Source organism: Streptomyces hypolithicus (assembly GCF_052934925.1).
In genome coordinates this window covers 5498391-5510927 of record NZ_CM128811.1, presented here as the reverse complement: position 1 = coordinate 5510927, position 12537 = coordinate 5498391, and the positions used below count along the sequence as shown (strand labels likewise).

Genomic DNA, 12537 nt, shown 5'->3' with positions numbered 1-12537 from the left:
ACGGGCACCGCACAGGAGCAGCACGAGGACCGGGGCGTAAAGCGGCGCAAGGCGGGCAGCCACTCGTTGAGGCGGATGTGTACGCAGCCGAGTCGAGCGGCACGCCAGGCGGCGGTGGGGAGTGAAGGTCAATGGGTACGGACGGGTACGAAATCGGCACATCTCAGGAGGACGGCGCACAGCGGCAGTTGTGGGTCGACGAGCCGGCGGTGCGGCCCCGGCTGCCCGATCCGGTCCGCAGGGCAGCGGTGCGCGCTGTCATCATCACGTCGCTGACGATGATTCAGGCGATGGTCGCCTACCTGAGCACGCTCGCCGGATCCTGGCTCGCCTTCCCGATGGTGCTGAGCAGCGTGGCCAGTACGGTGGTGGCCACCTGGAGCCTGCTGGACGTGTGGGTCACCCGACAGGTGTGGAACCAGCGCAACGGAGTCGTGTCCGTCCCCAGCAGCACGGCCCGTCGACTGAGGCGCGAAAGGCGCAACGCCCAGCGGGCCGCCCGTACAGGACAACGGGAGGAAGCGACCCGACGAGGCACGGGCCGGCTGTCCCAGGCGTGAGGGCGCCCTGTTGCGACGCGGGCGGCGCGGCGGCCGTGCGCCCCTGCTACTCGGCGGGCGCGGCGGTGCGCTTGAACATGCGGGTCGCCGTGATCTCGCCGTGCACCGTCTCAGCGTCCGGATCCTGCTGCGGCAGCCCCGGCCTCAGGTGCTCCTCGACGCTGATGTACTTCAGCCCCGCTCTGAGGTCGGCGTCATTGCGCAGCCGGATGACCAGCGGGAATTCCGCAAGCGCGGTCGTGTCGAACAGCCCGGTCGTGTAGAGCAGCTGCACCCCCAGCGCGTCGGAAACGGCACGCTGGAGCTCCAGCAGATACGTCGCGTTGGCGCGGCCGATGGGGTTGTCCAGGAAGAGTGTGCCCGCGTGACGGTGCTTGTCCCGACCCCGGTCGTTGCTGCGCAGGGCGGCCATCGTGCAGTACAGGGCGATGGCGGCCGTCAGCAGCTGACCGCCGGAGAAGACGTCCCCCATCTGCCCGACCGGCACCCTTTCCGCGCGCAGTACGGCGTCCGGTTTGAGGATCTCGACCGAGATGCCCTTCGGCTGGAGTGCGGCCTGAACCCCCCGCAGCAGCAGTGACATTCCGTCTCTGCGCAGGTCGGAGTTCTTCCTCAACGCGGCGCTGGTCGCCTCGTCGATGACCTCGCCCAGACGCTCGACGAGCGTCGCCTGGTCCGGCTCTTCGAAGCGGATCCTCAGGAACTCCTGCCCGGACCACTCGCCGAGGCCTCCCGGCAGCTGAGAGAGCCGCTGGGCGGAGCGGAGCGTGGCCAGGGCGGACTCCACGAGGCCGCGAAGCCGGTCGGCGATGCTGTCGCGATTACGTTCGAGCTGCTCCAGTTCGTCGGTGAGTACGCGCAGCCGAGGCGCGAACGCCGCTGCCCAGGCGGCTGCGTGCTCGGGCAGTGCGGCAGCCGGCAGCTCGCGGATCTGCTGACGCGCGGGGGTGCGTACCTGTTCGTAACGGGTGGAGTTGGCGTGCCGTACGAGCACGTCGCTCGCCTCGCGCACCGCCGCCTCGGCGGCCGAAAGGTCCGCGGCGCAGCCGCGCAGTGAGCGGCGGGACTCGGCGGCGGACTGCCGGGCCTGTTCCAGGCTGCCCGGGTAGGTCTCCTGGCCCTCGGTGCTGTCGGCGCCGTCCTCGTGCCGCTGCTGGTCCCTGAGCAGGTCGCGCAGCAGGGCCGCCGCGTCGTCGAAGCCACCCGCCGCGTCTTCGGCCGAACGGTGGGCGCGCAGAAGTTCGGCGTGGGCCGTGCGGGCCGAGTCCAGGGCGTCGGTGCGGGTGGCTAGTTCGGAGGTGGCCGTACGAAGAAGTGTCTGGGCGTGCTCCGCGTCGGAGGGGACCAGCTCCTCGGGGAGTCCGGTGTGCGCCGCACCGTCCTCGGGGGCGAGACGCTCGGACTCGCCGCGCAGCCGGCCGAGCTGCTCGCTCGCGGCTGACGCCCTCGACTCCAGCATCTGCACGAGGGATTCGGCGCGGGCGACCGCGGCCTGCCGGGACGGGCCGTCGGCGCCGTCGGTGCCTTCCAGCATCAGGGCAGCTCGGGTGCGGACCTTGTTGGTCAGGCGGTTGAGCTCGGCGAGAGCGGCGCTCTCGTCGCTCTCAGCCCTGGCCTGCTCGGCACGCAGGTCGGCGCCCACGCCGACCTTCTCGTACAACTGGGACGCCGCACGGTACGCCTCGCGCAGTGCGGGCAGAGCGACGCGTGGCGCGTCCGGCACCAGATCGGGCAGCGACTCGGGCACGCCGGCGATCTCCGCGCGCTCGGCGCGCAGCGTGCGTGCGGTCCTGTGAGCGTCGTCCGCGGTGCGCTGAGCCGCGCGCCGGTCTTCGTCGGCAGTCTTGGCACGCTCCAGGCACGCTGTGGCCACGGCTTCCGACTCGGCTGCCTCGTCGGTGAGTTCACGAACCTTGAGCTGCCAGCCCTGACGTTCGCGCAGGCGGTGGGCGAGCCCCGCGAGGGCGTCCGCGACGCGGCGGCCGCGCTGCGCTGCGTCCTGCCGCTCGTCCCTGACACGGGCCGCGTCGGCCGCCGCCTCGTCGGCCTCCGCGCGGGCCGTGCGGGCCTCGGCGAGCGCAGTTTCGGCCCCCTCGGCCGCCTCTCCTGACGCGAGGGCCTTCTGCGCCAGCTCGGCGAGCGTCCCGGGCGGACAGTCGGCGCGCCACGCTCCGAGCCGGGCGGCGAGCGTACGGTCAGCGGTCAGCCGGGCAGCGAGCCTGCGGATCTCCTCGTCGCGCGCGGCTGCCCGGGAGCGCAGTGCCTGGCGCTCCTCATCTGCGGCGTGCTCGTCGTGCATCGCCGGGTTCGGCGGTACGAGAAACACATCGTTCAGGGGGCTGCCGCCCGACGGAGCGGCTCCTCGCGCCGGTACGGGGGCGAGCAGCGCGGCGGTGGTGCCGACCGCCACGGCGGAGCGCGGCAGCAACGCGGCGTCCGCCAGTACTTCGCGTGCCCTACTGTGCGCGTCAGGGTCCGTGATGACCACGCCGTCAACGAGCTCGGGGCGCGCCGCGAGCACGGATGCATGGTCGGCCGGGTCGACCGCCTGCGCCAGGTAGCGCCAGCCGGGAAGGGCCGGGATGCCCTGCTCACCGAGGAACTCGACCGTGGCGAGGACGTCGGGCCCGGGTGGCAGCAGCCCGCCTTCTCCGAGCGCGCCGAGGATGCGCGCGTCGTCGGCGGCGGCAGTACGCAGTTCGAAGAGCTGCCGCTCGGCAGAGGTAGTGCCTTCGTCGAGCAGCCCGAGGATGTCCTCGGCGCTACGGTCGAGTTCCTCGGGCGTGAGAGGACCAGGGCCGTGACGCCCAGCTTCGCCCGGCCCGGCTCCCGTGTGAGAAGGGGCCGTGATGCCGCCGGCCCCGTCGTCCGGCTCCGTCGGCTCGGCTTCGTTCGCCTCCGTGCCACGGCGGGGCTGCGGCACGGACATGGCGGCGACGCGTTGCGGCGCCGACGGGAAGCTGAGCAGCTCTGCCAGGCGATCTTCGGCGGCCAGGGCCCGCGCTGCGCGGCGCTCCGTTGCGTGGGCCTGCTCCGCGCTGTGTGCGGCGTCCGCCGCGCGGGCGGCCGCCAGTTCGGCGCGGGCTTCGCTTCCCGCGCACTCCCCGGCCCGGTCGCCCGCGGCCCGGGAGGCGTCCCTGGCCACGTCCCACGCGGCGACGGCGGTCTTCTCGGCGTCCGTGGCGGCCAGCGCCGCGCGCGCCGGGTCGGCGTCGGGGGCCGAGTCGTCGAGCCAGCCAGCCCGTACCGCATCGGCCGTTTCCTGTTCGACTTCGGTGAGGCGCTGACGCAGGTGGCCGGCCTCGCTGCGCGCCCGCTGGGCCTGTGTCGCCGCCGTGGTGGCGTCGCGGTGGGCCGCCTCGCCCACCTCCTGGAGCGTGGCCGAACGCTCCTCCTCCCGCGCGGCGACGCGCTCGCCGTCCTCGGCGGCGGAATGCAGCGCCCGTACGAGCTCTCCCGCGGCGGTGGCCCTGGCTGCCAGCGCGGGGGCGGCGTCCCTCTCCGCCTCGCGGATGGCGACGGCCACGCGCGCGGAGCGGTCGGCTGCGGCGCGGTGGCGCAGTACGGCTTCGGCTGCCTGCCAGGCCGCGTGCAGCGTACGGGCGTCCGCCAGCTCACGGCGCTGAGCAGCCGCTGCCTTCTCGGCGGCGGCGAGGGCCAGCGAGGCGTGGCGGTAGGCGAGTTCGCTCGCGATCAGTGAGCTGCGGCTGCGAGCGTGCTCGGCCTCGGTCACCGTGTGCGCGGTGGCCGTGACCTGCTGGGCAAGCTCGGTGGCCTTGCCGCGCTCGTCCGAGGCCCGTGCGGAAAGCCTGCGGGCGAGCGTACGGGTCCTGCGCTCGGCCCCGGCGTGGATGCCGCGGGCGCGCACGCGGGCTTCGGCGGCCTCGACGATGCGGCCGAGCAGGTCCACGGAGCCGGCGGTGAAGTCCCGTTCGGCGGTGAGCTCGGCGCGGCGGCCGAGTTTGTTGCCGAAGCCGTGAACCAGGTCGGCGAGGCCGTCGGTGTCCCTGGTGTCCGTGACGGCACGCAGGAGCAGGTCTGTGAAGTCCGAGTCCTTCTTGACGGCGAAGAGGCCCGCCGCCTCGCCCTCGTCGGCGTTCATCTCGCGCTGGTAGCGGAAGAGTTCTGGGTCGAGGCCGAGGTCACCGAGGTGCTCGTTCCAGCGGTCGTGGATCTCTTCCCAGTGGATGTCGAGATGGGGGTATGCCTTGCCCGCCTCGGTCACCGCGTCACGGAAGCCCTTCATCGTGCGGCGGCGGCCCTGGGCACCCGAAGCGCCTTCGCCGGGGGGCCGTACCGTCGTGGACTCGGCGACGGGCAGTGAGTCGAGGCTGAGCCCGGGGCCCGGCCGGAAGGAGTACCAGGCCTCGGCGAACTTCCTCGGATCGTTGGAGACCTGTCGTCCTCGCCACTCGCTGACCTTGCCGACGACCACGCACTCGCCAGTCAGCGTGTGCTGCCACTCCAGTGCGACGTGGCCGCAGTCGTCGGCGAGCAGGAACTTGCGCAGCACCCCTGAACTCGCGCCGCCGAGCGTGTTGCGGTGGCCCGGGAGCATCACGGAGAAGATGAGCTTGAGGAGCACCGACTTTCCGCCGCCGTTCTCCAGGAAGAGCACGCCCGCGGGCGCGGGGCGGCGCGGCGGGCCGACGGGCTCCTCCTCGAAGAACTCCGCCTGCGCGGGGGCGGGGTGAGGCACGGGCTCGCCGACTCCGCGCAGGTCGAGCACGGTGTCGGCGTACCGCGCACCGGCCGGTCCGATGGAGTAGAGGCGGACCCGGGACAACTCGTACATGGCGGGGGACTCTCGTCGTAAGTCGTTCAGCGGCTGGTGGCCGCTGGTGTGCGGCGGCGGGCGTCAGGCGTGGAAGGGCAGGCCGGCGTCGGCGGTCAGTTCGAGATCGTCAGCGTCCGACGGCGGCACGAGCGTCGCGGTTCCGTCCATGACCGCCACGACGCCCAGTTCCAGGAGTTCGGCCATGGCGGCGCTGCCGGCCATGTCGCGGACCTGCAACTGGTAGCGGGCGGTGGTGCGGTACGCGCCACCCGCGTCGTCGCCCGTGCGATGCAGGAAGCCCGAATCGGTGAGGAAGGCGACTGCCTTGCCAATGATGCCGGTGGTGGAGCCGGCCAGCCGCCGGGCGTCCTTGGTTGCGCCGGTCGCGCTCCGTCGGGCGTAGATCCGCCAGGCCGCTTCGAGGCCCGGGGCCTCGGTGGCCGGGTCGGTGTTCTCGCCCTGCTCGTCGGCGCGCTGCTCCAGGCGGCGGCAGGCCTGACGGACGAAGGCGTCGACGCCGTTGACCGTTATGCGGCCGATGTACCCGTCGTCGGCCAGGTCTTCGGGGCGGGGGAACGCCAGCGCGGCGACGGCCAGGTGGGCGAGGCCGTGCAGAAAGCGGTCGGCGGATTCGGCCGAGGCGCGGCGTGCGTAGTCCCCCATGCGTACGCCGAAGACGGAGTCGTCCGAGGCGCAGACCGCCATTCCGGCCCGGGTGGACACTTCGAGGACGACGAGTCCGAGGCCGGTCGCCACGGCGTCGGCCAGCCGCGCGAAGGGAGGCTCCTCGCGGTAGCGGCGGAGCAGGTCGGCGTACTCCAGGTCACGTGCGGGCAGCAGTTTGGGCTGGAGCCCGAAGGACACCAGCCGGGCCGCGTCCGCTGCGTCGGCGGGGGTGAGCTGCCCTCCGCCCGGGGCGGGTCCGGGGGCGTCCGCCGTGTCGCCCGGGGAGGCCGGCCCGGCCTGGCCTCGGTCGGGCCGCTCGCTCCACGCGTCGGCGTGCTCTGCGCGGTCGTCGCTCACGGGTGCAGCTCCTCGGTACGAAAGGTCTCGGGTACAGATGCGGGTCGGTCCGTAGTGCTGCCTGCGCTCATGCCGCTTCCCTCCGGTCCGCGGTCATCCCGGCTGCGTCCAGCAGCGCCATGCCCACGATCAGGTCGGCGCCGCCGAACTCCGGGTCGTCGAGCTCGACACCGTCGTCGACCGCGAACAGCAGCCGCTGTTCGCCCTGCCGGTACGCCGTCCCGACGGGCGGGCTCGCCGCGTGGAATGCGAGCAGGACCACCAAATAGGGCAGTTCGGGATCGCGGCGCCTGGCGTCGGCCAGCAGCCCCGACAGTCTGCGGGGCGCGTCGTGCGGCAGGTCGAGCAGTTCCATGGCGTTTGCCAGCTGCCGTTCACTGAATCGGCTGTCGTCGGGGGTGGCGATCAGGTCGGGTTCCGGCATCTCGGCGCCCAGGTGCTCCCGCTCGGCCGGCGGCGTCAGCAGTATGTCGACGAGGTCCCCGACGCGTACGGACACGGGTGTCCGTAGCCCCGTGCCGCGCGCGAAGAAGGCGTCTGTGACCCGGATCGCCTGCTCGACCGGCAGCGGCAGCAGCGGGGCAACCAGCTGGCCGTACAGATCCAGTCCTGCTCGCGCCGTGTGGGTGGCGAAGGCCTGGCGGTCCTGCTCGGCACGGAACAGGGGGCCGGCTTCGAGCAGCCGGGACTGGAGCTGGGTGTGCCTGCGGATGCAGTCCTTGACGATGTCGACGAGCTCGGCCGCCCGCCGTTTGTGCTCCGCGGTCTTCGGATCGAGGCCTGTCTCGGCCTCGTCGCGGGCCTTGCGGATGTTGGTGAGGATCGCGTTCTCGTGCCGGTAGCGGTCGGCGACGTGGTCGAGGGCTTCGGCGATCATGTCGGGCACGGAGTTGAGCCAGTCGACGGCGCGCACATTGCGCCGGGTCGCCTCCAGCGTCCTGCGGAGCGTCTCGGCGTACTGAACGGTCCGGTAGCGGGCTTGCTCCGCTGCGAGCTGGGCGTCGGCGAGCCTGCCGCGGCTGATCAGGACCTCCAGCTTGACCTCGGCGGCGATCTGGGCGCTGGTGACATCGGTGTCGAGCGCGCCGACGAGGACATTGACCGCTTCGTCGGTGGTCCGCAGATAGACGCTTCCGCCGTACCCGGGGACTTCCTCGATGAGCTTGAAATCGTAGTCCCTGCGCACATAGGCGCCGTCGGGGCCGAAAGTTCCGTACACCGCACGGAAGCCGCGGTCCACACTGCCGACGTTGATCAGGTTTTCCAGCACCCAGCGGGCGACGCGCTCGTGTTCCGCGGGCGGGCGCCCAGGCGTCTGGGCGGCGACCCGTGGGAGCAGCCTGGCCACTATTTGTTCGTGGTCGGCGCCCGTGTCGAAGTCCATGTTGAGGGTGACGAGGTCGATCGCCGCGAGCGCGACCTCCGCCATGGCGTAGACCGAGTACTCCCCCGCGAGATTCGCCTTGCGTACGTCGAGATCGTGCAGCGGCGCAGTGCAGGCGAGCGCGCGCAGGCGCCGCGCGAGCCCCTCGTCGGCGGCCGGGCCCACAGCGGGCCGCGGCCCCGCGCTGAGCTGGGGCGGAACGAAGTCCGTCGATGCTGGCGAAGTCACGTGGCACAGATTAGGTCCTCGCACTGACAACGGTCGAAACGTCGCAGAAGCGACCGCTGCGCGGGAGGCGGCTCAGGCGCTCAGGCGGTGCGTCACGCCCCCCAGTTCCCGTCTTGGATGCGGTGCGCGTAGACCTCGACGAGCTGGCTGCGCGAGTCGTCGAGATAGGCGGCGAGCAACTGTTCACCGGTGATGCTGTCGTCGGCCAGCAGGCATTGCAGAATCTGCCGGTTTCGCACGATATAGGGCTCGTGCAGTCGGCGCGGATCGGCCACGACGTGGAAGGCGAGGCGCAGTTCGGCAAGGACGCCACGCATCAGTTCGTCGGTTCGGGGGCTGCCCGCGAGAGCGACGAGTTCACGGTGGAAGTGGATGTTCGCCGTGGATACGCCCCGCCACTCGCGCTCGGCGGCAGCACGCTCGCCGTCGCCGACAGCCCGGCATAGTCCGTCGAGGGGGAAGGGCGGGCCGACGAGGCCGCGGACGACAGCGCACTCGACCAGCTGCCTGGTGCGGTAGATGTCCTCGACATCCTCGACGGCCAGGACGCGGACGAAAACCCCTCGGTTGAGTTCGTGGACGAGCAGCCGCTCGTGGGTCAGCAGCCGGAACGCTTCGCGCAAGGTGTTGCGCGATACGCCGAGCGCCTTGCCGATGCTGTCCTCCGAGAGCCGCTCACCGGGCCGGAAGTACCCCTCGGCGATGCGGGTGCGGAGGATGTCCGCGACCCGCTCCGCGGTGCTGGTGCGCCCCAGCAGCGGGCGGTCGCCGGCCAGGCCCCCTGCCTCGGACTCCGTCGTACTCACGGCGTCTTGTCTCCCTCGGATCCAACGCGTCGCCCCTCGGCGGACGTGCGGTGCCCATCGTACGGAGAAGCAAGAAAGAACCGACATGAGCCTTGTCGGATCGTTGAACGATCCTCTACCTTCAGGAGCGCCGCACCGTTCGTTCACTGGTCGTCCGCGGCCTTCCCCGGCCCTCCATCCTGCTGCGAGGTGCAGATGAGTACCGCCCAGGAACAGCTGAAGCACTCCGATCCGCCCGACGACAGCGGCCCGTTCGCTTGGCTGCGTGCCCTCGGTCCGCGCGGCCGACGGGCCTTCGGCGGGGCGTTCGGCGGGTACGCCCTCGACTCGTACGACTTCTTCACGCTCCCGCTGAGCATGGTCGCGATCTCCGCGTACTTCAGTCTCAGCACCGGGCAGACCGGGCTCCTCACCACGGTCACCCTGGTCGTCTCGGCGATCGGCGGCGCCGTCGCCGGTATCGCGGCCGACCGGATCGGCCGGGTCAAGGCCTTGATGATCACCGTGATCACCTATGCGCTTTTCACCGTGCTGTGCGGTTTCGCGCCCAACTACGAGACGCTGCTGCTCTTCCGCGCGCTCCAGGGCCTGGGTTTCGGCGGCGAGTGGGCAGTGGGAGCGATACTGGTCGCCGAGTACGCCTCCTCGAAGCACCGGGGACGCACGCTCGGGGCCGTACAGAGTGCGTGGGCGGCCGGGTGGGCCCTCGCGGTCGTCGTCTACACGGTGGTCTTCCAGTTCCTGGACCCGGACACGGCCTGGCGCGTGATGTTCTGGACCGGCGCGCTTCCCGCGCTCCTGGTGATCTGGGTACGCCGTCACGTCAGCGACGCACCGGAAGCAGCCGAGCGGCGTCTGGCGAGCAGCAACAAGGGGTCGTTCACCGCGATCTTCCAGAAGGACCTGCTGCGCACCACTCTCTTCGCGGTGCTGCTGTCCACCGGTGTGCAGGGCGGCTACTACACGCTCGCCACCTGGGTTCCCACGTATCTCAAGACCGAACGCGGCCTCACGGTGGTGGGCACCGGCGGGTATCTGACGTTCCTGATCTCGGGTGCGTTCCTCGGCTACCTCACCGGCGGGTACCTCACCGACAAGCTGGGCCGCAAGAAGAACGTCGCCCTGTTCGCGTTCCTGTCGGCCGGCTGCATTCTCGCTTACACGAACATCCCCTCCGGGGCGAACACGGTGGTGCTCGTGCTGGGCTTCCCGCTGGGCTTTTGCATGTCGGCCATCTTCAGCGGCTTCGGGTCGTTCCTCAGTGAGCTCTATCCGACGGCCGTTCGCGGGACCGGCCAGGGATTCACGTACAACACGGGCCGTGCCGTGGGGGCGATCTTCCCGACCCTGGTCGGCTTCCTGGCCGGCAGCTGGGGGGTGGGAGGCGCACTGATCTTCGGCGCCATCGGCTACGGACTGGCCGTACTGGCCCTCCTGGGGCTTCCCGAGACACGTGGAAAGGCGCTCCAGTGAACGTCGACATCACACCGACGGAGCCGGACAGGACCCGAGTCTCGATCGATCTCAACGCCGATCTCGGGGAAGGCTTCGGGCGCTGGGAGCTGACCGACGACGAGCAGTTGCTCTCCGTCGTGACCAGTGCGAACGTCGCCTGCGGCTTCCACGCCGGCGACGCCGCCACCATGCGCCGCGTCTGCGATCTGGCGGCCGAACGCGGAGTCAGGATCGGCGCCCAGGTCTCGTACCGCGACCTGGCCGGCTTCGGCCGTCGCTCGATGGACGTTCCCGGGAACGAGCTTTCGGCCGAAGTCGCCTATCAAATAGGCGCACTCGAAGTGTTCGCGAGAGCAGCGGGTTCGCGGGTCTCTTACGTCAAGCCGCACGGCGCGCTCTACAACCGCGTGGTGCACGACCAAGAGCAGGCCGCTGCCGTGGTCGAAGGAGTGCTGCTCGCGGGCGGGCGCCGACCGGTCCTCGGACTGCCCGGATCGTGTTTCCTCGATGTCGCCGCGAAGGCCGGGCTGCCGGTCGTCACCGAGGCGTTCGCGGACCGCGCCTACACGGCCGAAGGGACACTCGTGGCGCGCGGGCAGGAGGACGCAGTGGTCGACGACCCGGTGACCGTCGTGGAACGCTCCGTTTCCATGGCACGGTTCGGTGTCGTCACCTCGCGGTGCGGCCGGTCCGTCGGCGTCCGGGCACGCTCGCTGTGCCTGCATGGAGACACCCCTGGAGCGGTGGCGATCGCCCGCCGGGTACGGAACCGCTTGGAGACCGCGGGGGTTCGCGTGGAGGCGTTCACGTGAGACACATGAGGGTGCTGCCGGCCGGCAGCAGGGCGCTGCTGATCGAACTCGGCAGCGGCGAGGACGCCGATGCGCTCCACGCCGAACTGCTCCGGCGCCGCGAGCAGGGCACGCTGCCCGCGGTGCGGGAGATCGTGCCGGCGGCGCGCACCGTGCTGCTGGACGGCATCGACGACCCCGGCACGTTCGGTCAGCAGGTGGCCCGCTGGGAGATCCCGTCGCTCGCACCGGACGTTCGTGAGACGGTCGAGATTCCGGTGCGCTACGACGGCCCCGATCTCGACGCGGTGGCCGAGCTGTGGGGTGTGGCGCCGCACGAGGTGGGGCGGATCCACGCGGCAGCCGCCTTCCGGGTGGCGTTCTGCGGGTTCGCTCCCGGGTTCGGCTATATGACCGGTCTCGGCGAGCGGTACGCCGTGCCGCGCAGGACCACACCACGCACCTCGGTCCCCGCGGGCTCCGTTGCCCTGGCGGGGCCGTACACCGGGGTGTACCCCCGCTCCTCCCCCGGCGGATGGCAACTCATCGGGTCGACGAACGCCGTGCTGTGGGACCACACACGTGAACCCGCGGCCCTGCTGACTCCCGGTGTCCGGGTGCGCATCGTTCCGGAGCGGCTGTGACGGACCGGGCATTCGCCGTCGTACGGGCCGGGGCGCTGACATCCGTGCAGGACTGGGGACGCCCCGGGCACGCACATCTGGGGGTGCCGCGCTCCGGCGTGCTCGACCGGCCGGCGAGCGATCTCGCGAACCGGCTGGCGGGCAACCCACCGGAGGCGGCCCTCCTGGAGACGACGGTCAACGGGTGCGCGGTACGGCCGCGTTGCGCGGTGACGGTCGCGGTCACCGGAGCGCCGTGCTGCGTCACCGTCGACGGGCGCCCCGCCCCCTGGGGCGCGCCGGTCCGTCTCGCGGCGGGTGCGGTGCTGGAGGTGGGCGATGCGGTGCGCGGTGTACGAAGCTACCTGGCGTTCGCGGGTGGCGTTGCCGTCGAACCCGTACTGGGCAGCCGCGCCACCGATCTCCTGTCGGGGCTCGGCCCGGCTCCGCTGACCGATGGCGCGGTGTTGCCCCTGGGCGAAAAATGGGGCGTACCCGCGTACGCCGATGTACTGCCGTTGCCGGGCCCCCCGGCAGAACTGGTGTTGCGGGTGGAACCCGGGCCGCGCAGTGACTGGTTCACGGGAACGGCGCTGCGCACCCTGCTCCGTGGCGACTTCCGGGTGTCCTCCGTGAGCAACCGGATCGGGCTGCGCACACAGGGGCCGCCTCTGGGGCGTGCCGTCGACGGTGAACTGCCCAGCGAGGGGATGGTGCTGGGGGCGGTGCAGGTGCCGCCGGACGGCCGGCCCGTGGTCTTCCTGGCCGACCACCCCACGACGGGTGGCTATCCGGTGATCGCTGTCGTCAGGGAGCGGGACCTCGCCGCCGCCGCCCAGGCCGCCCCAGGGACCCCGGTGCGCTTCGTCCCCCTCTCGGGCCGCTGAGCA

The 12537-nt window shown here is 71.7% G+C and carries 9 protein-coding genes; 5 read left to right on the top strand and 4 right to left on the bottom strand.

From position 1 onward, the window contains the following. Positions 1 to 131: 131 nt before the first annotated feature. The gene (locus tag ACU6WZ_RS25940) at positions 132 to 560 is read left to right on the top strand and encodes a hypothetical protein (protein WP_447030601.1); all 429 of its coding nucleotides are present in this window, start codon (positions 132 to 134) and stop codon (positions 558 to 560) included. A gap of 46 nt (positions 561 to 606) precedes the next feature. Here the strand turns inward: ACU6WZ_RS25940 and ACU6WZ_RS25935 are convergent, their stop codons facing one another. The 4 genes from ACU6WZ_RS25935 to ACU6WZ_RS25920 all read right to left on the bottom strand — a co-directional run bounded on the left by ACU6WZ_RS25935 (position 607) and on the right by ACU6WZ_RS25920 (position 8778). Next, on the bottom strand, positions 607 to 5355 hold the full coding sequence (locus ACU6WZ_RS25935; protein ID WP_447030600.1) for a hypothetical protein: 4749 nt from the start codon (positions 5353 to 5355) through the stop codon (positions 607 to 609). A gap of 63 nt (positions 5356 to 5418) precedes the next feature. Next, on the bottom strand, positions 5419 to 6360 hold the full coding sequence (locus ACU6WZ_RS25930) for a hypothetical protein (protein WP_447030599.1): 942 nt from the start codon (positions 6358 to 6360) through the stop codon (positions 5419 to 5421). 67 nt (positions 6361 to 6427) lie between these two features. Beyond that, on the bottom strand, positions 6428 to 7972 hold the full coding sequence (locus tag ACU6WZ_RS25925; RefSeq protein ID WP_447030598.1) for a hypothetical protein: 1545 nt from the start codon (positions 7970 to 7972) through the stop codon (positions 6428 to 6430). Positions 7973 to 8064: 92 nt separating this feature from the next. Next, the gene (locus tag ACU6WZ_RS25920) at positions 8065 to 8778 is read right to left on the bottom strand and encodes a GntR family transcriptional regulator (protein ID WP_447030597.1); all 714 of its coding nucleotides are present in this window, start codon (positions 8776 to 8778) and stop codon (positions 8065 to 8067) included. A 195-nt stretch (positions 8779 to 8973) separates the two neighbouring features. Between ACU6WZ_RS25920 and ACU6WZ_RS25915 the strand changes: the two genes are divergently transcribed. The 4 genes from ACU6WZ_RS25915 to ACU6WZ_RS25900 are packed head-to-tail and all read left to right on the top strand — an operon-like array spanning position 8974 to position 12534. Further along, positions 8974 to 10251 carry an MFS transporter gene (locus tag ACU6WZ_RS25915; protein ID WP_447030596.1) on the top strand — a complete coding sequence of 426 codons (1278 nt, stop codon included), beginning with the start codon at positions 8974 to 8976 and terminating at the stop codon, positions 10249 to 10251. Continuing rightward, positions 10248 to 11045 (top strand): LamB/YcsF family protein, encoded by a 798-nt coding sequence (locus tag ACU6WZ_RS25910; protein ID WP_447030595.1) that lies wholly within the window; start codon positions 10248 to 10250, stop codon positions 11043 to 11045. The genes ACU6WZ_RS25915 and ACU6WZ_RS25910 overlap by 4 nt, the downstream gene beginning before the upstream one ends. Positions 11046 to 11050: 5 nt before the next feature. Beyond that, positions 11051 to 11668, top strand: coding sequence for a 5-oxoprolinase subunit B family protein (locus ACU6WZ_RS25905; protein WP_447034256.1), 618 nt, complete (start codon positions 11051 to 11053; stop codon positions 11666 to 11668). Beyond that, entirely contained in the window at positions 11665 to 12534 is an 870-nt protein-coding gene (locus tag ACU6WZ_RS25900) for a 5-oxoprolinase subunit C family protein (protein WP_447030594.1), read from the top strand. The genes ACU6WZ_RS25905 and ACU6WZ_RS25900 overlap by 4 nt, the downstream gene beginning before the upstream one ends. The last annotated feature ends 3 nt before the right edge of the window (positions 12535 to 12537 follow it).

What these genes read in the sequence shown, in the direction of transcription:
- ACU6WZ_RS25940 (WP_447030601.1), top strand. Translation starts at nt 132, where the DNA reads ATGGGTACGGACGGGTACGAAATCGGCACATCTCAGGAGGACGGCGCA.
- ACU6WZ_RS25935 (WP_447030600.1), bottom strand. Translation starts at nt 5,355, where the DNA reads ATGTACGAGTTGTCCCGGGTCCGCCTCTACTCCATCGGACCGGCCGGT.
- ACU6WZ_RS25915 (WP_447030596.1), top strand. Translation starts at nt 8,974, where the DNA reads ATGAGTACCGCCCAGGAACAGCTGAAGCACTCCGATCCGCCCGACGAC.
- ACU6WZ_RS25905 (WP_447034256.1), top strand. Translation starts at nt 11,051, where the DNA reads ATGAGGGTGCTGCCGGCCGGCAGCAGGGCGCTGCTGATCGAACTCGGC.